Annotated in this window: 21 protein-coding genes; 9 read left to right on the top strand and 12 right to left on the bottom strand. The window is 72.4% G+C overall.

What is annotated here, in order from left to right; genetic code table 11:
- Positions 1 to 202: 202 nt before the first annotated feature.
- Genes ACH9EU_RS15245 through ACH9EU_RS15235 form a run of 3 tightly spaced genes read right to left on the bottom strand, consistent with a single transcriptional unit; the run spans position 203 to position 1,994 of the window.
- The gene (locus tag ACH9EU_RS15245; protein WP_396414761.1) at positions 203 to 1,174 is read right to left on the bottom strand and encodes an SURF1 family cytochrome oxidase biogenesis protein; all 972 of its coding nucleotides are present in this window, start codon (positions 1,172 to 1,174) and stop codon (positions 203 to 205) included.
- Positions 1,171 to 1,443, bottom strand: coding sequence for a hypothetical protein (locus ACH9EU_RS15240; protein WP_396414760.1), 273 nt, complete (start codon positions 1,441 to 1,443; stop codon positions 1,171 to 1,173). The genes ACH9EU_RS15245 and ACH9EU_RS15240 overlap by 4 nt, the downstream gene beginning before the upstream one ends.
- Before the next feature lie 14 nt (positions 1,444 to 1,457).
- Positions 1,458 to 1,994, bottom strand: a complete 537-nt coding sequence (locus ACH9EU_RS15235; RefSeq protein WP_396414759.1) for a DUF3099 domain-containing protein — start codon at positions 1,992 to 1,994, stop codon at positions 1,458 to 1,460.
- A gap of 234 nt (positions 1,995 to 2,228) precedes the next feature.
- On the opposite strand from ACH9EU_RS15235, the gene fabG reads away from it, so the two are divergent.
- The 5 genes from fabG (at position 2,229) to ACH9EU_RS15210 (ending at position 6,411) form a co-directional block, all read left to right on the top strand.
- Positions 2,229 to 2,957 (top strand): 3-oxoacyl-ACP reductase FabG, encoded by a 729-nt coding sequence (gene fabG / locus ACH9EU_RS15230; RefSeq protein ID WP_396414758.1) that lies wholly within the window; start codon positions 2,229 to 2,231, stop codon positions 2,955 to 2,957.
- A gap of 44 nt (positions 2,958 to 3,001) precedes the next feature.
- On the top strand, positions 3,002 to 3,760 hold the full coding sequence (locus ACH9EU_RS15225; RefSeq protein ID WP_396414757.1) for an SDR family oxidoreductase: 759 nt from the start codon (positions 3,002 to 3,004) through the stop codon (positions 3,758 to 3,760).
- A 145-nt stretch (positions 3,761 to 3,905) separates the two neighbouring features.
- Entirely contained in the window at positions 3,906 to 4,931 is a 1,026-nt protein-coding gene (locus tag ACH9EU_RS15220) for an ATP-binding cassette domain-containing protein (protein WP_396414756.1), read from the top strand.
- The gene (locus ACH9EU_RS15215; RefSeq protein ID WP_396414755.1) at positions 4,928 to 5,764 is read left to right on the top strand and encodes an ABC transporter permease; all 837 of its coding nucleotides are present in this window, start codon (positions 4,928 to 4,930) and stop codon (positions 5,762 to 5,764) included. Before ACH9EU_RS15220 ends, ACH9EU_RS15215 begins: the two co-directional genes overlap by 4 nt.
- 137 nt (positions 5,765 to 5,901) lie before the next feature.
- Positions 5,902 to 6,411: an SRPBCC domain-containing protein gene (locus ACH9EU_RS15210; protein ID WP_396414754.1), complete on the top strand. Its 510-nt coding sequence runs from the start codon at positions 5,902 to 5,904 to the stop codon at positions 6,409 to 6,411.
- A 26-nt stretch (positions 6,412 to 6,437) separates the two neighbouring features.
- Here ACH9EU_RS15210 and ACH9EU_RS15205 read toward each other — a convergent pair whose 3' ends face one another.
- The 3 genes from ACH9EU_RS15205 to ACH9EU_RS15195 are packed head-to-tail and all read right to left on the bottom strand — an operon-like array spanning position 6,438 to position 7,870.
- Positions 6,438 to 7,001, bottom strand: coding sequence for a dihydrofolate reductase family protein (locus ACH9EU_RS15205; protein ID WP_396414753.1), 564 nt, complete (start codon positions 6,999 to 7,001; stop codon positions 6,438 to 6,440).
- A gap of 28 nt (positions 7,002 to 7,029) precedes the next feature.
- Positions 7,030 to 7,422 (bottom strand): VOC family protein, encoded by a 393-nt coding sequence (locus ACH9EU_RS15200; protein ID WP_396414752.1) that lies wholly within the window; start codon positions 7,420 to 7,422, stop codon positions 7,030 to 7,032.
- A 34-nt stretch (positions 7,423 to 7,456) separates the two neighbouring features.
- Entirely contained in the window at positions 7,457 to 7,870 is a 414-nt protein-coding gene (locus ACH9EU_RS15195; protein ID WP_396414751.1) for a VOC family protein, read from the bottom strand.
- 107 nt (positions 7,871 to 7,977) lie between these two features.
- Here ACH9EU_RS15195 and ACH9EU_RS15190 point away from each other — a divergent pair, with 107 nt between their 5' ends.
- On the top strand, positions 7,978 to 8,532 hold the full coding sequence (locus tag ACH9EU_RS15190) for a dihydrofolate reductase family protein (protein WP_396414750.1): 555 nt from the start codon (positions 7,978 to 7,980) through the stop codon (positions 8,530 to 8,532).
- Between the two features lie 255 nt (positions 8,533 to 8,787).
- Here the strand turns inward: ACH9EU_RS15190 and ACH9EU_RS15185 are convergent, their stop codons facing one another.
- Positions 8,788 to 9,567, bottom strand: coding sequence for a class E sortase (locus ACH9EU_RS15185; protein ID WP_396414749.1), 780 nt, complete (start codon positions 9,565 to 9,567; stop codon positions 8,788 to 8,790).
- Between the two features lie 285 nt (positions 9,568 to 9,852).
- On the opposite strand from ACH9EU_RS15185, the gene ACH9EU_RS15180 reads away from it, so the two are divergent.
- Positions 9,853 to 11,250 (top strand): LPXTG cell wall anchor domain-containing protein, encoded by a 1,398-nt coding sequence (locus tag ACH9EU_RS15180; protein WP_396414789.1) that lies wholly within the window; start codon positions 9,853 to 9,855, stop codon positions 11,248 to 11,250.
- Between the two features lie 69 nt (positions 11,251 to 11,319).
- Here ACH9EU_RS15180 and ACH9EU_RS15175 read toward each other — a convergent pair whose 3' ends face one another.
- From ACH9EU_RS15175 to serB, 4 genes are all read right to left on the bottom strand, one after another.
- Positions 11,320 to 14,091: a choice-of-anchor G family protein gene (locus ACH9EU_RS15175; protein ID WP_396414748.1), complete on the bottom strand. Its 2,772-nt coding sequence runs from the start codon at positions 14,089 to 14,091 to the stop codon at positions 11,320 to 11,322.
- 403 nt (positions 14,092 to 14,494) lie between these two features.
- A complete protein-coding gene (locus ACH9EU_RS15170; protein WP_396414747.1) occupies positions 14,495 to 15,163 on the bottom strand; it encodes a response regulator in 669 nt (222 codons plus the stop codon).
- Positions 15,160 to 16,935: a sensor histidine kinase gene (locus ACH9EU_RS15165; RefSeq protein ID WP_396414788.1), complete on the bottom strand. Its 1,776-nt coding sequence runs from the start codon at positions 16,933 to 16,935 to the stop codon at positions 15,160 to 15,162. Before ACH9EU_RS15165 ends, ACH9EU_RS15170 begins: the two co-directional genes overlap by 4 nt.
- A gap of 96 nt (positions 16,936 to 17,031) precedes the next feature.
- Entirely contained in the window at positions 17,032 to 17,961 is a 930-nt protein-coding gene (serB, locus tag ACH9EU_RS15160; protein WP_396414746.1) for a phosphoserine phosphatase SerB, read from the bottom strand.
- A 100-nt stretch (positions 17,962 to 18,061) separates the two neighbouring features.
- On the opposite strand from serB, the gene ACH9EU_RS15155 reads away from it, so the two are divergent.
- Complete coding sequence (locus tag ACH9EU_RS15155; protein ID WP_396414745.1) at positions 18,062 to 18,847, top strand: ATP-binding cassette domain-containing protein; 786 nt, start codon at positions 18,062 to 18,064, stop codon at positions 18,845 to 18,847.
- A gap of 46 nt (positions 18,848 to 18,893) precedes the next feature.
- Complete coding sequence (locus tag ACH9EU_RS15150) at positions 18,894 to 19,730, top strand: TSUP family transporter (RefSeq protein WP_396414787.1); 837 nt, start codon at positions 18,894 to 18,896, stop codon at positions 19,728 to 19,730.
- Positions 19,731 to 19,839: 109 nt separating this feature from the next.
- Here the strand turns inward: ACH9EU_RS15150 and ACH9EU_RS15145 are convergent.
- Positions 19,840 to 20,631: fatty acid desaturase (locus tag ACH9EU_RS15145; protein ID WP_396414744.1), on the bottom strand; the 792-nt coding region annotated here is incomplete at its 5' end.

The following is a 20,631-nucleotide window of genomic DNA, read 5'->3' as shown; positions in this document are numbered from 1 at the left end:
CACCTCGGAAGCGGCCCCGCGGTCACAGTGATGGAAACCAGTTACGGCGGTCTGCGGCAGTTGACGATCGGCGCGCCAGGACTGACATGAGCCCAGCCTTCCTCAGGTGGGAATTCGGATGTGGTCCGGCTACCGGACACTGCCCACAAGAACTACGGTGCAGAAGGGGATCGAGAAGGGGGACGGTTCCGCTCGGCCTCGATCACCGCTCCTGGCGCTCGAGGGCGTCCAGCAGGGCGTCCTCCTCGTCCTCCCACGTGGGCCGGTTCCGCCGCCGCTGCGGCTTCGGCCGCATGATCGACTTCAGGTGGGGCGGCATGTCGTCGGCCATCTCCAGCTCCCGGAGGACCAGTTCCTCGTCGCCCTCGCCCACGTAGGTGCCGTGCTCGTCGTAGAACCGGGCGAGCCGTCGCTCCGTCTCGGCCGCGTACTGGCGGTCCCACTCCTCGTTGCGCACCTGCTGGCGGGCGGCCCAGCCGTAGGCGACGAAGAACAGGAGCGCGAACGCGTACCACTGCAGGGAGTAGGACAGATGCGGTCCCGAGTCGGTCTCGGGCTCCGGCGCGGGCGCCGGGGCGTTCGCGGGTGCCGGGTCCTCGGCGAACACCTCGCCGTAGGCCTCCGTGCCGACCGGCTGGTCGAGCTGCTCGGCCAGCAGGGGGAGCTCGATCGAGGCGATCTGCCCCTCGGGGGCCCCGCGGTCGACGGAGGGCTCCCCGGGCTGCAGGCGCGCGGTGACGGTGACCGTGCCCGCCGGCGGGGCGGGGACCTCGTCGGGCATCCCGTCCGCCGCGGAGCCCGTCGGCACCCAGCCGCGGTCGAGGACCACCAGGGCCCCGTCCTGCGTGCGGAAGGGCACGAGCACCTCGTAGCCCACCCGCCCGTCCTGGGGCCGGTTGCGGACCAGCACCTGGTCCTCGGGCCGGTACTGCCCGGTCAGCCGCACCGGATGCCAGACGAGGCGCTCGTCGAGGTCGGCGAACTGCCTCACGGCCTCGGGACCCGTCAGGGGCTCCGCGTGGTAGTTCTCGGTGATCGCGGAGTTCTCGCCGACCAGGTGGTCGTTGCGGTCCATCTGCCACCCGCCCAGGTACACGGCCAGCGCGGCGGCGGCGCACACGACGAGGAACCAGCCGATCCACGTCCCGCTGAGCAGGAAGCGGTAGGTCCTCATCCCGCCGGCTCCTCCGTGGGATCGCCCAGGGGGACGGTGTCCTTCCAGAAGCCCCGGGCGCCCAGGAACTGTTCGAGGTGCTCCCGGTGATCGGGGCAGGCGAGCCAGATCTTGCGGCGTTCGGGCGCGTGGATGCGCGGGTTGTTCCAGCGGATCTGCCAGACCGCGCCGGCACGGCACCCCTTGCGGGAGCACTGCGGGGCGTCGGGTCCGGCCGGGGGAGTGCCGGACCCTCGCGGGGACAGCGATCCGAGCAGGTCGAACTCCACGGCGGTCGTGCTCCTCAGGGTGTGCGGTCGGGGCGGTGCGCTCGGGGGCGGGCCGGGCCGGCGCCCCCGGGGTCGGGCGGGCCGTCCCCGACCCTAGCCGAGGAATCCGAGGGCCCGCTGGGAGCCTCCGCGCCGGCGGGGGCCGGACGCCCGGGCCCGATCTCGCCGTGGCCGGACGTGAACTCGCCCTCCAGCACGACGTCCTCCACGGGGGCACCGGTGCGCGGGTCGCCGTCCGGGCGGGCCTCCAGGGCGGGAGCGGCCGGTGCTTCGTAGTAGCGGGTCGTGCGCGCGGAACGGTCGGCGCCGCTGTTGGCGAGCATGACGGCCATCCAGGGCAGGATGGCGACGCCCAGGAGCGCCACGGCGCGGACGTAGATGTTGTCGACGACGACGAACACCAGCAGGCACACGACCCGCAGGCCCATCTGGAGGCTGTACACCTTCATCCGGTGCACCATGTCCTTGGTGTGCGGCTCCGGTGTGGCGGTGATGGAGTGGACGTCGTCCGGACCGGCGGCTTCGTCGGTCGTCAGATAGCGGTTGCTCATGGTCCTCCCAACATGGACCCCATTGTCCCACTCGGGGCCGACATCCACGAGGCACCTCGGGGGACTCGCTCCGGGCCGCGGGGGCCGGCGGGCCCGCAGCCGCGCCGGGGCCGGACGTGCCGGGCGCCGTCCGGTCGGGCCGCCCGATCGGTACGATGGGGGAGATCTCCCACGGGCACGCCTCCAGCGCGGACGGCGCTGCCCGGCGACCGACGACCGAAAGGCCCCCTTCCCATGGCAGACGAGCAGCGCAGCCCGGCCCCCCGCACCGTCCTCGTGACCGGTGGCAACCGGGGCATCGGCCGGGCCATCGCACAGGCCTTCCTGGACAACGGCGACAACGTGGCGGTCACCTACCGTTCGGGCGAGGCGCCCGAGGGGTTCTTCGGGGTCCGCGCGGACGTCACCGACGCCGCCTCCATCGACGCCGCCTACAAGGCGGTGGAGGCGGAGTTCGGCCCCGTCGAGGTGGTCGTGGCCAACGCGGGCATCACCCGCGACACGCTCCTGCTGCGCATGAAGGAGCAGGACTTCCAGGACGTCGTGGACACCAACCTCACCGGCGCGTTCCGCGTGGTGCAGCGCGCGGCGAAGGGCTTCATGCGGCTCAAGCGCGGACGCGTGGTGCTCATCTCCTCCGTGGTCGGGCTCTACGGCTCGCCCGGTCAGGTCAACTACGCCGCGTCCAAGGCCGGGCTGGTCGGCATGGCCCGCTCGATCACCCGTGAGCTGGGCGGGCGGAACGTCACCGCCAACGTCGTCGCGCCCGGGTTCATCAACACCGAGATGACCGCGGCGCTGCCGGAGGACACCCAGAAGGACTACATCGACTCCATCCCCGCCGGCCGGTTCGCCGAGGCGGAGGAGGTCGCCGCCGTCGTGCGCTGGATCGCCTCCGACGAGGCCAAGTACATCTCCGGCGCCGTCATCCCCGTGGACGGCGGCCTGGGCATGGGCCACTGAGCCCGGCCACCCACGATCCCCGCACGTTCCACCGAAGGAGCACCATGAGTTCACTTGCAGGCAAGACCGCGGTCGTCACCGGGTCCTCGCGCGGCGTCGGCGCCGACACCGCCAAGCTGCTGGCGGAGGCGGGCGCCGACGTCGTCGTCAACTACCGCCAGAAGGCCCCGCGCGCCAACAAGGTCGTCAAGGAGATCGAGGCGGCCGGAGGCCGGGCCATCGCCGTGCAGGCGGACATGACCGACCCCGCGGACGTCCGCAACCTCTTTGCCCAGGCCGTCGAGACCTTCGGCGGGGTCGACGTGCTCGTCCTCAACGCCTCCGGCGGCATGGAGACGGGCCTGGGCGAGGACTACGCCCTCAAGCTCAACCGCGACGCGCAGAACGACACCCTCACGGCGGCGCTCGAGCACCTGCCGGAGGGCGGGCGCGTCGTGTTCGTCACGAGCCACCAGGCCCACTTCATCAACGACGTCGAGACCATGCCCGAGTACGTGGAGGTCGCGAAGTCCAAGCGCGCCGGGGAGGACACCCTCACGGCGCGCATCCCGGAGCTGACCGAGAAGGGCATCACCTTCGTGGTGGTCTCCGGGGACATGATCGAGGGCACCGTGACCGCGACCCTGCTCGACCGGGCCCGCCCCGGCGCGCTCGAGGCCCGCCGTGAGGCCGCGGGCAAGCTGTACTCGGTGCACGAGTTCGCCGAGGAGATCGCCAGGATGGTCACCGCGGACGTCCCGACCGGGCACGTGGAGCTCGTGGGCGGGGCCGACGACTTCCTCGCCCAGGCGGGCCACCAGTAGGCTCCGGGCAGGATCCCCGGCGGGTCGCCGACAGCACTGTCCGAGGCGGGTGGCACGCCGGGACGACGCCCCGGGACAGCGGGGCCCGGTCATGCCACGAGGGCGTCGAGGCACAGGGGCGCACGCCCCGGAACGGGGTGAGGTCATGAGAAGGCCGCTCATCGAGGTCGAGGGCCTGACCAAGGTGTACCGAACGCGGTCCCGGACCGTGCACGCGCTGGCGGGACTCGACCTCACCGTGCCCGAGGGCGTCGTCAAGGGACTGCTCGGCCCCAACGGTGCGGGCAAGACCACCGTCGTCAAGGTGCTCACGACCCTCATCACTCCCGACGCCGGTACGGCCCGCATCGACGGGGTGGACGTGCTCGCCGACCCGGCGAGGATCCGCCGCATGATCGGCGCCTCCGGACAGTACGCGGCGGTCGACGAGAACCTCACCGGAGCCGAGAACCTCCGGATGATCGGCAAGCTCTATCACCTGGGCGGGGCCGCAGCTCGGCGGCGGGCCGCCGAGCTGCTCGAGCTGTTCGGTCTCGTTCAGGCCGGCAACCGCCCGGTCAAGGGATACTCCGGCGGCATGCGGCGCCGTCTGGACCTCGCCGGCGCCCTGGTGACCCGGCCCCGCGTCCTCTTCCTCGACGAGCCCACCACGGGACTGGACCCGCGCAGTCGCATCGACCTGTGGGACGTCATCCGGAATCTGGTCTCGGACGGGACCACTGTCCTGCTGACCACCCAGTACCTCGAGGAGGCCGACCAGCTGGCCGACGAGATCTCCGTCGTCGACGGCGGGCGGGTCATTGCCGCCGGCTCCCCCGACGAGCTGAAGTCCCAGGTGGGCGGACACCGCATCGTCGTCGTCGTGCAGGACCGGGCCGACATCGGCCGTGCCACCGCCATCCTCGCCCGGCACGGGGAAGGGGCCCCCGCGGTGGGCGAGCAGGGTCGCGAGCTGCAGGTCGCGGTGCGGCACGGCCCCGCGGCGCTCCAGCGCGTGCTCGCAGACCTCGACGCGGCGGGTATCCGGCTGCACGACGCCGGGATGCGCCGTCCCACCCTCGACGACGTGTTCCTCTCTGTCACCGGGCACACGGCCGCTCCAGGCCCGCCCACCGGCGACAGATCGGCCGGTGTTGCCCCGGCATCCACCGCAGGGAGGCCCGGACGATGAGCGCACGAGCCCTGCCGGCGGCCTCGAGCCCGCCCGCCTCCCTCGCGACCTGGGCCTCGGACGGATGGACCGTGACCCAGCGCAACCTCATCAAGCTGCGGCGCTCACCCGACATGATGGTCTTCGCGGTCCTGCAGCCGATCATGTTCGTGCTGTTGTTCAGCCAGGTCTACGCCGGGTCGATCCAGGTGCAGGGCACCGACTACACCGACTACCTGATGGCCGGGATCTTCGGACAGACCGTGCTCTTCGGCTCCACGTTCTCGGGCGCCGGGATGGCGCAGGACCTCAAGGAGGGGATCGTCGACCGGTTCCGGACCCTGCCCATGAACCCCTCCGCCGTCCTGATCGGGCGCACGAACAGCGATCTGGTGCTCAACGCCGTGTCGATGACGATCATGATCGGCACGGGTGTCGCGGTCGGCTGGCGGTTCACGACGTCGTTCGGCTCGTTCCTGGCCGGCCTCGGGCTGCTGTTGCTGTTCAGCTACGCCTTCAGCTGGGTCATGGCGCTGGTGGGCATGAGCGTGCGGAGCGCGGAGACGGTCAACAACGCGTCATTCGTCATCCTGTTCCCGCTGACGTTCATCTCCAACGCCTTCGTCCAGCCCCAGAACATGCCCGGCCCGCTCGAAACCTTCGCGAACTGGAACCCGGTCTCAGCGCTCGTGCACGCCGCACGCGAGTTGTTCGGCAACACGGGTTCCGCGCCGGTGCCGGACGTGTGGCCCATGCAGCACCCGGTGCTGACCGTGGTGCTCGGCAGCCTGCTGATGCTGGTGGTCTTCGTGCCGCTGTGCCTGCGCAAGTTCGCCACGGTCAGCTCGCGTTGACCGTGCCGTGACACAACCGAGTCCGCATCGTGACGAGCGGCGGCCACTGCGGTGCTAGGCATGGAACAGACGGCCCGGTGCCGTCCGTCCGGACAGGGAACCGTTCCCGGTGCGCCGGCACGCAGGGAGGAGCACCCATGACCGCCCGACCCACAGGACACCTCGAGTCCGGCGCCCACCTCGTCCTCACCCGGACCTTCCGAACCTCGGTCCACGACCTGTGGGCTGCCGTCACCGAGACGGAGCGGCTGGCCCGATGGATCGGCACGTGGACCGGTGACCCCTCCTCCGGCCGGGTCGAGTTCCTGATGACCGCGGAGAACTCGGACCGGCCGGAACCGGTGATCATCCGCCGGTGCATCCCGCCGCACCGCCTCGGGGTCACCCTCGGGACGACGGCGGACTCCTGGCGGGTGGACCTGGACCTCGACGACGACGACGGGACGTCGCTGCTGCGCCTGACCCACCGGTACCCGGACCCCGCCGAGCTGGAGTCGGTCGGTCCGGGCTGGGAGTACTACCTGGACCGGCTCGTCGCCGCCGAGACCGGCGGGGACCCGGACGCCGTGGACTTCGCCCGCGACTACCACCCGGCCATGTCCGGGTACTACCGGGAGCTCGCCGGACAGCTGCGGCCGCCCGGCTGAGCCCGTCCCGCCGAGCTCGTGCGGTGTCAGCCGCGGGCGGTGCGGTCGCGGTCCACGGTGAAGCGCAGCGCGGTGAGCTGCCCGCTCTCGCCGACCGAGGTGCGCCGCAGCCAGATGGTCGTGCCGCCCGGGTGGTGGTGGAACCGGACGCCGTCGCCGAGCAGGACCGGGGTGACGTGCACCAGGATCTCGTCGACCAGGCCCGCCGCCAGGCACTGCCGGGCCACGGTCGGTCCGAGCACCCCGACGTCGAGCTCCCCGGCTGCTTCCCGCGCGATCGCGACGGCCTCCTCGATCCCCGTGCTGAGGTACCGGCCGGTGACGCCCTTCACGACGGGTGGATCCGCCGGCGGGTCGTGGCGCAGGACGAAGAACGGGCCGCGGAAGGCCCCGCCGTAGAAGCCGGGCCGGTTCCGGTCCTCCACGTCCATGGTGCGGCGTCCGACCAGCAGCGCTCCGGTGCCGCGGACCACCTCGTCGATGGTCTCGTCCGGTCCCGCCTCGGCCTCGAAGGCCCACCGCATGTCGTCGTGCGGCCCCGCGACGAATCCGTCGAGGCTCATCTGGACGTGCCAGCGCACGATGCCCATGATCGATCCCTCCGTGCGGCGCGGGGGCTCACGTCGGGTCCGGGCTCGCGATCTGGATGAGGTTGCCGCACGTGTCGTCGAACACCGCGGTGGTGTACCCGCCGGCGCTGGCGGGCTCGCTGACGAAGTGCACGCCGCGGTGCACGAGCCGCTCGTGCTCGGCCCGCACGTCCGGCACGCCGAAGCTGGTGAAGGGGATGCCGTCGGCCACGAGCGCCGCCTTGAAGGGGCCGACAGCGGGGTGGTCGGAGGGCTCCAGGACGAGCTCGACGCCCTCGGGGGCCTGGGGGGAGACGAGGGTCAGCCAGCGGGCGCCACCGGCGGGGACGTCGTGCTTGACCATGAACCCCAGTTTGCCGGTGTAGAAGAGCAGCGCCTGCTGCTGGTCGTCGACGAAGACGCTGGTGTGGGTGATCCTCATGGGACTGTCCTCCTCGGGACGCGTGCGGGTGGGTCTAGGTCTCGTCGTCGATGCTGACCATCCACTGGATCCCGAAGCGGTCCGTGCACATGCCGAAGAGCCCGCCCCACGGGGCCCGGTCCAGGGGCATGGTGGTGCTCCCGCGCTCGGAGAGGTCGTCCCAGTGGCGGCGCAGGGCGGCGGCGTCGTCGCCGCTGATGGAGATCGAGATGTTGTCGCCGGGGGTCAGGCCCATGCTGTCGGGCGTGTCGGAGGCCATGAGCACCATCCCGGCGTCGGTGGTGAGCATGGCGTGCATGACCTTGTCGGCCTCCGCGGGGTCCTCGCTCGCCCCGAACTCGGAGAAGCGGGTGACGGTCAGGTCGCCCCCGAACACGGAGCGGTAGAAGGTCATGGCCTCCTCGGCCGTGTCCCGGAACGTGAGGTACGGATTGAGCTGGATGGACACGATGGGACCTCTCCGTCGGACGGTTCGCTGTCCCCATCATCGCGCCACGGCGGTCACGGCGGAAGGGACCCTGGGCACCGGCCGGCGGCCTGCGTAACCTGGGGCGCATGAGCAGGACGCAGTACTACGTCGCGGCCAGCGCCGACGGGTACATCGCAGACCGGGACAACCACCTCGACTGGCTGCTGCAGTACGGCTTCGAGGCGTACCAGGAGCACTACGACGCCTTCCTGGCCGAGGTGGGGGCGCTCGCGATGGGGGCCCGGACCTACGAGTTCCTCCTCGAGCAGGGCGCCTGGGCCTACGGCGGCCTCCCGGCGTGGGTGTTCACGCACCGGGACCTGCCGCCCGCGGAGGGCGCGGACGTGCGCTTCGTCCGCGGCCCCGTGGCCCGGCACGCGCAGGACGTGATCGCGTCAGGGGGCGGCCGGAACCTCTGGGTGGTCGGCGGCGGGGTCCTCGCGGCTCAGTTCGCGGACGAGGGCCTGCTGGACGAGCTCTGGCTGACCTCCATGCCGGTGGTGCTCGGCGGGGGACACCCCGTCCTGCCGACCGCCAGGCCCGTGGACCTCCGGCTGCAGAGCACCACGCACTTCGAGGGCGGTGCCGTGGAGCTGCGCTATGCCCTGCACGGCCCAGAGCACCCGGGCTGGGAGGCCTGACCGGCCTCCGCGGCGGCCCGGCGACGCGTGCGCGGGGCAGGTCCCGGGATCGCCGGGACGGGAACCGTCGCGACGGTCCGCGGGCTCAATCGCCTCCCACCGTGACCCCCGAGGTGAGCGGTGAGAACTGTGCCGCCCAGGGGAACACGACCTCGAGGAGCAGGCCGGCCACGGCGAGGAGAAGGACGAGGGCGGTCAGGACCCGCGCCCACAACGGGCCCGGCAGATGACGGAAGATCCATGCGTACAGGACGATCAGCTCCTCGGGCCGCCGGGGAAGAACGCGTCGGCGGCCTCGGCGGGTGGCCCCGCGGCGGCCGGGCGCCAGGTGTCCAGGACAGCGTGGACGACGTAGCGCTCGGTGTTCCCGTAGCGGGGGTGGCAGGTGGTCAGGGTGAGCAGCCTTTCCGTGGGGCGGGCCCCCGGGTCGGCCGGGACCGCGGCGACGACGCGGGTCTCCGTAGGTGCGACGATCTCGTGGGATCGCACCGTGTAGGTGTAATAGCCCTCACCGGTGCGGACGTAGATCCTGTCCCCGGGAACCAGCGTGTGGACGAGGTCCAGGACCTTGCCGTTCGTCTGCCGGTGCCCGGCCAGGGCGAAGTTGCCGACGTCCCCGGGCATCGCAGAGTGCTCGTAGTGACCCAGTCCCAGGGCGTCGAGCACGTCGGTCCCGGTGCCCTCGACAACCGGCCGGAGGTAGTCGTCGCCGAAGCGGGGAATGTGGACCACGCCGATGGCTTCTCCGTACCCGGGCGGGCTGCCGACCGCCGGGGGACCGGTCTTCTGGACACCGTCCTGCGGGACGACGGGTCCACCGAGATCCCCCTGGATGGCGGCGGCGGCGCGGGCGTGGGAGCCCTGGGCCTCGAGGTTCGTCCACCACAGCTGCCAGGCCACGAACAGGAGCAGGACGGCGCCCGCCGTCAGCAGCAACTCCCCGACGACCTGCAGACCCGTGGGACGGGTGTGGTGCCGTGGCGGATCGCCGGCCCGGCGAGAACCGCCGGGTGCGTGACCTGTGGTCGTGGGCATCGCGTCTCCGGTGGGGGATTCGGACGGCGGGTAGCGTTCTGCAGCGTGCTGGGGGGTGCAGGCCGTCTGCCCGCAGATGCTACTCCTGGGAGGCCGGTCCGGCTCAGCAACGACCCCGGACGTCTTGCGATCCCGTAATGAGTGTCGATAGCAAATTGATGACGGTAGAGTGCGCGACGAGGCCCGGAGCCACCTGTCGGCGCGGCGTCGGCGGCGGACCACGCGGAACCGACGGACGGGGGAGCGCAGGCCGACGCGGCCGCGAACACCCCCACGGTGCGGGTCATGCAGGCCCAGGTGGAGCTGTGGAACGACATCAGGGTGCTCGGTGAGGGCTTCGAGCCCGGCACGCCGCTCGCTGTCGTCATCGGGGACGACGGAGTCGGACTGGAGATCACCATCGATGTGGACGAGAACGGCCGGTTCGACAAGTGGCTGCCGACAAGTGGCCTGCAGCCGGGATACCACGCTGTGCACTTCACGGATCGCGCGTCCGGAGCGTCCTGGTCCGCCGACGTCCTGCTCTACAACGCCCTGAGGGCGCGGGTGGTCACGGAGGTCCCGTGGGTGGACCAGCCCGTGACGGTGGAGGGCTCCGCGTCCTTCGCAGGACACGAGGTCACCGTCACCCTGCGGGGGACGGACACCACCGTGTCCACGACCGCCGCCGCGGACGGAACGTTCTCGGTGCAGCTGCCGACCACCGGCCTGGTGCCCGGGACCTACGTCTTCGACGTGGTCGACCGGATGACCGGCAACAGCGTGGTGAACAACTTCGTGCTCACGGCCGGGGAACCGCAGCACACGGATGGTCGGGTGACCGTGGTGCCTGGCAATCCCGGCTCCGGAGAGCCGGTCACCGTGAGCGGCACGGGCTTCGAGCCGCACCGAGAGATGACCCTGATGGCCTGGGGCCTGCACAACACCGCGGTGGAAACCGTCCTGGTGGGGGCGGACGGCACCTTCTCCGTGACACTGCCGACCGGCCACCTGTACCCGGGCGCCGGATACTACCTGATCGTGACGGACACGGTCTCCGGACAGGAGTTCCTGGTCTTGTTCTCAGTCCCGGCCTATCTGTCCGTCGCCGTGACCACGCCCGTCCCCCGGGTGGGCGAGTCGCTCTCCGTCGAGGGCACGGGCAGCCCCTGGGGCGTCACGGTCACCGTCCGCGGTACGGGGAGGTCCTACCAGCCGGACCTGGACGAGGACGGGACGTACTGGGTGGACGTGTCGACCGAGGGGCTCGCCCCTGGCGAGCACACCGTGGCGGCCGCCGAGGGCGTCGACCCGAACGGAGGACTCGGCACGCCGTCCGGTCCGGCGCCGACGTCGCCCGCGCCCACCCCGGCGGTCCCAGAGCCGGAGGAGCCGACGCTGGAGGCCCCGGCATCCCAGGCGCCGCAACGCCCGGGAAATTCCGGCGCCCTCCCCGAATCGGCGGTCGCCGACGGCGCGCGCTTGCCACCGGCGCAGCCAAGGTCACCGGCCGCAGCGGCCGCAGGCCCACCCGCCCCCGCAGCCCACGGCCGGGCCGCGGCGGCTGCCGCTCCGCCGGGTCCGGCCGGTGACCTCCCACGAACGGGTGCCGGGATCGCTCACGACGCGGCCGTAGCACTGTCGCTGATGCTCGCCGGTGCCGGGGCACTGGGCCTCGCGCGCCGCAGACGCATCGATCGCTGAGTCCGGCAGCAGTCCTTGCCGGGCGGTCGCCGGACCCGTGCGGACTCGGCGGTCAGGACCATGCCGTCATCAGCCGTTCCTGCGCCGGTGACCCTTCCAGAGAGCGGCACATCCCAGAAGCATCAGTACCAGTCCCGCTGCCACCGGCAGAGAGACGTTGACTCCCGTCAGGGCGAGGACGTCACCGGAGCCGGGATGGTTCCGCGAGAGTCGTTCGACATCGTGGCTGGGCCACGCTTCCGTCATGCCCTCGGAGCGCAGCAGATCTGGCTCCCGAGGAGGAACATCCGGGAACCGTGCAGCCGGCGAGAGAGCACCCCCGGGGGGATGCCCAGACTCCAGCAATGCGAATCCGCCCTGCGACGGTTCGGGCTTCGACGGTTCCGGTGAAGCCTCGGGCTTGGGCTCGGGGGACGGTTCCGGTGTCGGCTCAAACGTGGGCTCGGGTGAGGGCTCTGGTTCGGGTGACGGTTCCGGTGAAGCCTCGGGCGTGGGCTCGGGCTCGGGTGACGGTTCCGGTGAAGCCTCGGCCGAGGGCTCGGGCTCCGGTGTCGGCTCAGGCGTGGGTTCGGGCGACGGTTCCGGTGTCGGCTCGGGCGTGGGCTCCGGGGAAGCCTCGGTCGTGGGCTCAGGCGTGGGCTCGGGTGAAGCCTCGGTCGTGGGCTCGGGCTCCGGTGTCGGCTCGGGCGTGGGCTCCGGGGAAGCCTCGGTCGTGGGCTCAGGCGTGGGCTCGGGTGAAGCCTCGGTCGTGGGCTCGGGCTCCGGTGTCGGCTCAGGCGTGGGCTCGGGTGACGGTTCCGGTGTCGGCTCGGGCGTGGGCTCTGGGGAAGCCTCGGTCGTGGGCTCGGGCGACGGTTCCGGGGAAGCCTCGGTCGTGGGCTCGGGCGACGGTTCCGGTGAAGCGTCGGCCGAGGGCTCGGGCTCCGGTGTCGGGGCGGGCGTGGGTTCGGGCGAGGGTTCCGGTGTCGGGGCGGGCGAGGGCTCCGGACTCGGCTCGGGGGACGGTTCCGGTGAAGCCTCGGCCGAGGGCTCGGGCTCAGGCGAGGGCTCGGGCTGCGGTGTCGGCTCAGGCGTGGGCTCCGGTGAAGCCTCGGTCGTGGGCTCAGGCGTGGGCTCCGGTGAAGCCTCGGTCGTGGGCTCAGGCGTGGGCTCCGGTGAAGCCTCGGTCGTGGGCTCAGGCGTGGGCTCCGGTGAAGCCTCGGCCGAGGGCTCGGGCTCCGGTGTCGGGGCGGGCGAGGGTTCCGGTGTCGGTTCGGGCGTGGGGTCCGGTGTCGGCTCAGGGGTGGGTTCGGGCGTGGGGTCCGGTGTCGGCTCAGGGGTGGGTTCGGGCGTGGGGTCCGGTGTCGGCTCGAGCGTGGGGTCCGGCTCCGGCTCGGGGTCGGGCGGCAGGACGATCTCCTCGGAGACCCGAACCGTCGAGGACGCCAGGTGCACCAGCACGGCGTCCGCGTGTGGGAGCAGTGTGAGGGCAATGGCCCTGACCGTGAAGGAGTCCGGTCCGAGATCGCCCTCGGTCGGCTGCTCGTTCACCACAACCTCCAGCAGGGTGTCCAGAACGGTTGTCACAGCGGGGGCCAGCAGAACGTACGTCTCATCGGCGAGTTCCCCGATGCCGCCGGGAATGCCGGAGGACGTGTCGGACAGGAGACCGCTTGCCACGACGGAGAGCGGGGTCACCACCTGTTCCGTCACAGCGCGGACGAGTTCGTCCGCGTCGACGACACCGAGCAGCGCCGCGTTGGCTTCGACCACCGGTGGCTGACCGGAAGTGCCGGCCAGGTCGCCCAGGGTGCCCCGAACCGTCACGGTGCCGCCGACCAGGGGCAGATTCAGTGGGGCAATGCGGGCCCGGACGCCGAAGCTGATCTGGAAGGGCGCCTGGTTCAGGGTCTCCGACAACGGGACGGAGACGGTCTGCAGGGCCTCGGCGAGCGCAGTCTCGATGACCAGTATCGCCTCGGCGGTGAGGAGTTCGGTGTTCGGGGGCAGGTCGTTGATGCTCCGCCCATGGACGCGCTGTGCCAATCGGTCGAGATCGATGCTGATGCCGCCGTCGGCCAACGAGACGGATACCACGTGATCGGGGTCCTGGAGCGGTTCGTCCAGAAGGGCCTGTGAGATCTCGCCGAGGGCTGTGCCCAGGCCGGGAGTGGAGACCGAGACGCCGTCCACCCGTGCATCGACCAGTCCGAGGGCCGTGAGGTCCAGCTCCTGGGTCTCGACCTGAGAGCGCAGGCTCTGCTGGATCAACGTCTCCGCGTCGCCGATCGAGCGGGTCACGTCCGCTCCGAGCACCTGGATCGCCGGGCTGCTCAGGAGCAGACGACCACCCGCCACGTGGTAGTCCGAGGTCGGACCGTCGGGGCTGCTCCGGCGTGCCGAGGAGGCGAGCACCCCGAGATCCAGACGCGCTCCGTCGACGAGACTCTCGATCTCCAGGTCGCTCAGGAGCGGTGACAGATCGACCGAGGCATACGGGGAGTCGTACGGGTCGGAGCCGCTCGTGTCCAGGTCGATGCTGCCGTCGTCGCCCACCGAACCGGCGCCGGCGGCCGCGTTCCGGGCGTCCGGGGCGGAGGCGAACGCCTGGAGGACCCCGGCCTCACCCCATGTCAGGATGCCGGGTCGATCGGGCGATCCCAGGAGCGGGACTCCGGCCCGGACCTCCACGTCGACGGACTCGAGGACCTCGATCCCCGAGGTGGACGCCGGTTCCCCGGCGTCGCTCGGATACCCCTGGGCGGCGGAGATCGCCCGGAGCAGGCTCGTGTCCGAACGGAAGAGGCTGGAGTCGACGAGCCGGGCCAGCGCGGCAGATCGGTCCTCGGGCTCCAGGGCCACGGCACTGTTCGCGGTGAGCACAGCGAACACAACCGCCGCTGCGGCGACGAGTCGCCACCGCTGTGGTCGGCCCACGGGCGCCCCTGGAATTGGGAGCGTTTGCATGCTGCAACTTTCGGAGGGTTCCGAGGACGACCCCACGTCCTCGGCGGAATACGGAGCGTGGCCCGGTGGGAGGGCTCCAGGTGGGAGCCTGGAATTGATGTGGCCGACGCGTGGAACCGACCCTACCGCCGGGTATTTGCGTTCGAGAAGGGAATTCGGCCCGTGTGGGCCTCAGTGTGGACGTGGCGTCGGCGCATGTCAGACGCATTGTGGGTCGTTGTGAGGACGGTCGGGGTCATCTGCCGAAACTGCCCGCCCCGTCGTGCGGTCGGACACGCACGGTTCGGTAATCCTGGGGTCAGCCTCCGGCCGACGCCGGACCGTAGCGGTGCTCGGGGCGGCCCGTGCTCCCGTAGCGCAGCTGGATCTCGACCGACCCGTCCTCGGCGAGCGCGGAGAGGTACCGCTGGGCGGTCGCCCGCGAGATCCCGACCTTCCGGGCGATCTCCGCCGCCGAGAGCGCGTTCCCCGGCTCGAGGGCGCCCAGCACGGAGGTCTCGGTCGCCGAGCGGGCGCGCTCGCCGGGGGCCGCCTCGCCGGGGTGCAGGGCGTGCAGGGCCCTGTCCACGCCCTCCTGGGTCAGGCCGTCCCGGTCGGCGAGCAGCCGCCGGTACCGGGCGTAGGCGCGCAGCGTGCGGGCCAGCCGCTCCCCGGTGAAGGGCTTGATGAGGTAGCCCAGCGCCCCGCGGCGGACCGCGGCGCGCACGGAGGCGGCGTCCGCGGCGGCGGTGAGCATGATGACGTCGACGTCGAGCGCACGGAGCAGGTCCAGCCCCAGCGCGTCGGGCAGGTAGACGTCGAGGAGCACGAGGTCCGGCTGGTGGGCGTGGACCGTGCGCATCGCCTGCTCCGCCGTGCCCACGGGGGTCAGGGCCGTGAACCCGGGCACGGCGTTGACGTAGCCGGCGTGCAGCCGCCCCACATGGAAGTCGTCGTCGACCACGAGGACCACCAGGTCGTCGCTCATCCCGCTCCTCCCGCTCGCTTCGCGCCGGCGCCGCCCTGCGCCTCCGTGCCGGGGGCGGGGGCACGGACCACGGTACCGGGGAGGCGAGCGCAGAAGACCGCGCCAGGGCCCCCGGGTCGGCCCCGGTCCGCCACCCACACGTCCCCGCCGCGTCGCCGGGCGAGCTCTCGGCTCAGCGAGAGGCCGAAGCCCTGGCCGTGCGCCTCGGCACGCCCGGCGACCGCCGCACCGTCGTGGGCGACGCCGTCCCGGGGAGCGCCGTCCTGCGTCGGGCCGGGGCCCGAGGCCGTGGACCAGCCCTGGGCGAAGATCGGCTCGGTCTCCTCCAGGGGCAGGCCGTCGCCGGAGTCGGCGACGACGAGGTGCAGGGTCCCCTCCCCGCCGGACCAGTCGTCGAGCAGCTCGACCTCGACCCAGCGTTCGGCCGCCGAGCCCTGGACGGCGGCGCGGACGGCGTTGTCGACGAGGTTGCCGATCACTGTCGTGACGTCCTGGGGGTCGACGACCTGCCCGCGCACCAGCGTCTCGGCCCCGATCCGCAGGCTCACCCCGCGCTCGGCGGCCTCGACGCTCTTGGCGCCCAGGAACGCCTGCAGGTAGGGGTCCCGCAGCAGCTCGGCCTGCTCGGCGGGGTAGGTCAGGGGGCCGGTCTCGGTCACCTCGGCGACGTACCGGCGGGCCTCCTCGACCTCCCCGATGCCGAGCAGGCCCGAGATCGTGTGGAGCCGGTTGGCGAACTCGTGGCGCTGGGCGCGCAGCGCGGTGCTGAGCGCCCCCACGGCGTCGAGCTGGCGGGTCAGGGACTGCAGCTCCGTGCGGTCGCGGACGAGGACCACCCAGCCCAGCTCGGGAAGACCCGTTCCCGCCGGGCGCACGGCCCGCGCGGAGAGGATCAGCACGTGGGGCCCCACGACCTGCTCGACGGCGGGGGAGGCCGGGGTCGCCGCGGCGAGCAGGGCGGGGACGCAGTCCGGCAGACCGGCCGTCTCCAGGGGCAGCCCCACGAGCCGGGTGGGCTCCGCGACGCCGAGCAGCCGCCCGGCCTCCCGGTTGAACACGGTGATGCGGTGCTGCGCCGAGACGCCGATGACCCCCTCGTCCACGCCGCGCAGCACGGCCTCCTGGTCCTGGACCAGCGCGGTGATCTCCTCGGGCTCGAGCCCGAGGGTCAGGCGCTTGAGCCGGCGGGCGATCGCGGTGGAGGCCGCGGCCCCGAGGCCCAGCGCACCGACCGCGGTCGCGGCCACCGGGGTGATGTCCGACCGGAGGGTGGAGAGCACGTCCTCCCGGGAGATGCCCACGCTCACGGCGCCCACCACGGTGGTGTCCGAGCCCGGGGCGTGGACGGGCACCTTGGCGCGTGCGGAGTGCCCCAGGGTGCCGCGCTCCTGGCTGGTCACCTCGTGCCCGGCGAGCGCCTCGCTGGGGTCCGTGCTGACGCGCTCGCCGAGCAGCGCGGGGTTCGGGTGCGACAGGCGAAGACCCTCGTCGTCGGTGACCACGACGAACAGGGCCTCCGTGCGGGCCCGCACTTCCTCGGCCGAGGACTGCAGGGGGCCGCCGGCCAGCACGCCCGGGGCCAGTTCGTCCGGGCCGGCGTCGGCCAGATCGGCGACGGCGGCGCGCACGTCGTCCGTGGCGGCGACCGACCGCGCGATGGCCAGGGCCTGGTGCTCGGCGTCGCGGCCCAGCCGCTCGTAGGTCAGCCACCCGTAGACCCCACCGCACAGGGCGACCACGAGGGCGACCACGGCCAGGTGCAGGAGCATCATCCGGGTCAGGAAGCCGGGCCGCTGCGGCCGGGCCACGGGAGACGTCACGGTTCCTCCTCCGGCCGGGTGGTGGGTCTCACGGCGCCGCGGGCCGGCTCACAGGTCGGCGAAGAAGCGGACCGCGTCCAGGTTCGGGAGGTTGACCTGGGCGTCGGCGGCGGCGCGCAGGGCGGGCTTGCCGTTGTAGGCGACGCCGAGGCCGGCCGCGGTGAGCATGTCGATGTCGTTGGCGCCGTCGCCGACCGCGATCACGTCCTCGGGGGCCACCCCGAGCTCCTCGGCCCACGTGCGCAGGCACCGCTGCTTGACGGTGCGGTCCACGACCTCGCCGACCACCTTGCCGGTGAGCTTGCCGTCCTCGATCTCGAGCGTGTTGGCGGTGTGCCGCGTGAGGCCCAGCTGCTCGGCGAGCGGCGTCAGGATGCCGAGGAACCCGCCCGAGACGGCCGCCACGGCGTGCCCCTCCCGCAGGAACGCCTTGACCAGCACGTCCGCACCGGGGGAGAGCCGCACGGCGGCGCGGACCTCGTCGACCACGGTGGCGGGCAGTCCGGCGAGGGTGGCGACGCGGGCGTGCAGGGACTCGGCGAAGTCCAGCTCCCCGCGCATCGCGGCCTCGGTGACGGCGGCGACCTCCGCCTCGACCCCGGCGTGGGCCGCGAGCATCTCCACGACCTCCTGCCGGATGAGGGTGGAGTCGACGTCCATGATCAGCAGCTTCTTGCGCTCCGGGTCGAACAGCCGGGTCGGGACCACGTTGACGTCCACACCCGGCAGGAGCTGGGTCAGGGGATCCGGTCGCAGCGCGGCGAGCAGCGCCGTCGCCTCGGAACCCTGGACGAAGGCGGTGAAGGCGTTGTAGCCGGGCACTCCCGAGTCGGGCCCCGCGGAGCCGGAGCCGGTGACCCGCACGGCGGAGAACCGCTCGACCTCGGCGCCGACGTCCTGCACGAGCGTGAGGATCCGCTCCCGGGCCTCGGGGTCGGGGTTCTGGGCGAACGCGATCACGGCGAGGTCGGTCGTCATGCCGCCAGTCTATCCGGGCGGGCCCACCGGACCCGCCCGGGCCGGGGACCGGGCCGGGCTTGGGGCCGACGGCCGTCCACGGTGTCCTAGAGTGGCGGGTATGACTGCTGTGGTGGAGATGGTGGACGTCAGCGTGGTCCGCGGACGGAAGACCCTGCTGGATTCCGTGGACTGGGTCGTCAACGAGGGCGAGCGCTGGGTCGTGCTCGGCCCCAACGGCGCCGGCAAGACCACGCTGCTCTCCATCGCCGCCGCACGCCTGCACCCCACGCGCGGCATGGTCGACATCCTGGACGAGATCCTCGGCGCGGTGGACGTCTTCGAGCTGCGGCCCCGGATCGGGCTCAGCTCCACCGTGCTCGCCGCGCAGATCCCGGCAGGGGAGACCGTGCTCAACTGCGTGGTCACCGCCGCCTACGGGGTCACCGGCCGGTGGATCGAGAGCTATGACGACGACGACGAGGCGCAGGCCCGGCGGCTCATGGACGCCTGGGGACTCGGCCACTTGGCCGAGCGGCGATTCGGGACCCTGTCCGAGGGCGAGCGCAAGCGCGTGCTCATCGCCCGCGCCCTGATGACCGACCCGGAGCTGCTGCTGCTGGACGAGCCGGCCGCCGGCCTGGACGTGGGCGGGCGCGAGGACCTCGTGGCGCGCCTGGACGAGCTGGCGCGGGACGGGGCGGCCCCGGCGATCGTCATGGTCACCCACCACCTCGAGGAGGTCCCGGACGCCTTCACCCACGCCCTGCTGCTGCGCGAGGGACGGGTGGTGGCCCGCGGGCCCGTGCGGGAGGTCATGACCCAGAGGAACCTCTCCGAGACCTTCGGCGTGCCCCTGAAGCTGGTGCAGGTCGGCAACCGCTACGCGGCCTTCGCCCGGCACTGACCGGCGGACCGCACCCGTGGACACCCTCGGCGACCTCGCCGCCGCCATGCCCTTCGAGCCCTGGCAGGCCGGACTCATCCTCCTCGCCGGCGTCTGGGCGGGGCTGATCAACACGATCGTGGGCTCGGGCACCCTCGTCACGTTCCCCGTGCTCGTGGCCATGGGCGTCCCGCCGGTGACCGCGACCATGTCCAACGCGATGGGGCTGATCGCCGGCAACCTCACGGGCGCCTGGCACTACCGCGCCGAGCTCAAGGGCGTGGAACGGACCCTGCTCAAGCTCGTGCCGTTCTCTGTGGTGGGCGGCGTGGGCGGCGCGGCCCTGCTGCTGCACCTGCCGGAGACCGTGTTCGGCTACGCGGCCCCGGTGCTCGTCGTCGTCTCCCTGCTCTTCGTGATCTTCCAGCCGCGGCTGCAGGCCCTGGTCCGGCGGCGCAAGCAGCAGCAGGCGGACGCCGCCGAGGCGGCCGCCCTGGCCCGCGGCGAGAGCCCCCGCCCCCTCGACCCGGACCGCACGTCCCAGCCGGCGTCCCTCTACGTCCTCGTGCTCCTGGCCGGCGTCTACGGCGGGTACTTCGTCGCCGCCCAGGGCGTCCTGCTGCTGGGCATCCTCGGCGTGTTCCTGCTGGCCTCCCTCCAGTCGGCCAACGCCGTGAAGGTGGTGCTCGTGGCCGTGGTCAACATCGTGGCCGCGGTCTCCTACATCCTGTTCGCGCCCGAGCGGATCGACTGGTGGGTCGTGCTGCTGATCGCGGTCAGCTCGAGCGCCGGGTCCTGGGCCGGCGCCAAGATCGGCCGCCGGCTCCCCCCGCCCGTCCTGCGCGCGGTCATCGTGGTGCTGGGCGTCGTCGCCCTCGTGAGCCTGGTCTCCCGGCTGGTCTGAGCGCCCTCGGACCCGCGTCCCCGGGGAGCTCGTCCGCCGGGCCCGGGTGCCAAGGGTGCCCGCCGTCGTCGGCTCCCCCGGGGCACGGCGAAGCCGTCATGACGGTCGGTCAGGGCAGGGCCAGGCGGAAGACCTTTGCCCAGGCCGAGCCCACCTGCTTGAGCAGCGGGCCGGTGGTGTAGGGCAGCCCGTACCGCTCGCAGATCTCCCGGACCGTCACGGCGACCTCCGCGTAGCGGTTCGAGGGCAGGTCCGGGAAGAGGTGGTGCTCGATCTGGAAGGAGAGGTTCCCGGTCATCAGGTGCATCAGCCGCGAGCCGGAGATGTTGGCGGAGCCGATCATCTGCCGCACGTACCAGTCGCCGCGGGTCTCGCCCTCGATCTGCTCCTCCGTGAACGTGTCCGCCCCGGCGGGGAAGTGTCCGCAGAAGATCACCGCGTGGGCCCACACATTGCGCACCGCGTTGGCGGTGGCCGCGGCGACCAGCGCCTGCTTCCCCGACCCGCTCAGGACCGCGGCGGCGACCGGGGTCGCGACGTAGTCCTTGGCGGCCTGCCTGGCGAACTTCACCCCCAGGGCCTTCAGCGACCGACGGTGCTCGGCCTTGGACTTGGTGCCTTCGCGCACCCGGTCCAGCTCGAGGTCGTAGAGGGCGATGCCCCACTCGAAGACCGGCGCCAGCAGGGCGTTGTAGAGGGGGTTGCCGAGGTTCTTGAGCCGCCACGGCTGGTCGGCGTCCATGCGCAGGATGGTGTACCCGACGTCGCGGTCCTTGCCGACCACGTTGGTCCAGGTGTGGTGCAGATCGTTGTGGGTGTGCTGCCACGCCTTGGACGGGGTCACGAAGTCCCACTCCCAGGTGGTGGAGTGGATGTCGGGGTCGCGCATCCAGTCCCACTG

This window comes from Kocuria rhizosphaerae, from assembly GCF_044462265.1.
GTDB classification, from domain to species: Bacteria; Actinomycetota; Actinomycetes; order Actinomycetales; family Micrococcaceae; genus Kocuria; species Kocuria rhizosphaerae.
This window is presented reverse-complemented; position numbering and strand designations above follow the sequence as displayed.

What these genes read in the sequence shown, in the direction of transcription:
- ACH9EU_RS15245 (WP_396414761.1), bottom strand. Translation starts at nt 1,174, where the DNA reads ATGAGGACCTACCGCTTCCTGCTCAGCGGGACGTGGATCGGCTGGTTC.
- ACH9EU_RS15220 (WP_396414756.1), top strand. Translation starts at nt 3,906, where the DNA reads ATGAGAAGGCCGCTCATCGAGGTCGAGGGCCTGACCAAGGTGTACCGA.
- ACH9EU_RS15210 (WP_396414754.1), top strand. Translation starts at nt 5,902, where the DNA reads ATGACCGCCCGACCCACAGGACACCTCGAGTCCGGCGCCCACCTCGTC.
- serB (WP_396414746.1), bottom strand. Translation starts at nt 17,961, where the DNA reads ATGACGACCGACCTCGCCGTGATCGCGTTCGCCCAGAACCCCGACCCC.
- ACH9EU_RS15225 (WP_396414757.1), top strand. Translation starts at nt 3,002, where the DNA reads ATGAGTTCACTTGCAGGCAAGACCGCGGTCGTCACCGGGTCCTCGCGC.
- ACH9EU_RS15235 (WP_396414759.1), bottom strand. Translation starts at nt 1,994, where the DNA reads ATGAGCAACCGCTATCTGACGACCGACGAAGCCGCCGGTCCGGACGAC.
- ACH9EU_RS15185 (WP_396414749.1), bottom strand. Translation starts at nt 9,567, where the DNA reads ATGCCCACGACCACAGGTCACGCACCCGGCGGTTCTCGCCGGGCCGGC.
- ACH9EU_RS15190 (WP_396414750.1), top strand. Translation starts at nt 7,978, where the DNA reads ATGAGCAGGACGCAGTACTACGTCGCGGCCAGCGCCGACGGGTACATC.
- ACH9EU_RS15205 (WP_396414753.1), bottom strand. Translation starts at nt 7,001, where the DNA reads ATGGGCATCGTGCGCTGGCACGTCCAGATGAGCCTCGACGGATTCGTC.
- ACH9EU_RS15180 (WP_396414789.1), top strand. Translation starts at nt 9,853, where the DNA reads ATGCAGGCCCAGGTGGAGCTGTGGAACGACATCAGGGTGCTCGGTGAG.
- ACH9EU_RS15200 (WP_396414752.1), bottom strand. Translation starts at nt 7,422, where the DNA reads ATGAGGATCACCCACACCAGCGTCTTCGTCGACGACCAGCAGCAGGCG.
- fabG (WP_396414758.1), top strand. Translation starts at nt 2,229, where the DNA reads ATGGCAGACGAGCAGCGCAGCCCGGCCCCCCGCACCGTCCTCGTGACC.
- ACH9EU_RS15155 (WP_396414745.1), top strand. Translation starts at nt 18,062, where the DNA reads ATGACTGCTGTGGTGGAGATGGTGGACGTCAGCGTGGTCCGCGGACGG.
- ACH9EU_RS15170 (WP_396414747.1), bottom strand. Translation starts at nt 15,163, where the DNA reads ATGAGCGACGACCTGGTGGTCCTCGTGGTCGACGACGACTTCCATGTG.
- ACH9EU_RS15150 (WP_396414787.1), top strand. Translation starts at nt 18,894, where the DNA reads ATGCCCTTCGAGCCCTGGCAGGCCGGACTCATCCTCCTCGCCGGCGTC.
- ACH9EU_RS15165 (WP_396414788.1), bottom strand. Translation starts at nt 16,935, where the DNA reads ATGATGCTCCTGCACCTGGCCGTGGTCGCCCTCGTGGTCGCCCTGTGC.
- ACH9EU_RS15215 (WP_396414755.1), top strand. Translation starts at nt 4,928, where the DNA reads ATGAGCGCACGAGCCCTGCCGGCGGCCTCGAGCCCGCCCGCCTCCCTC.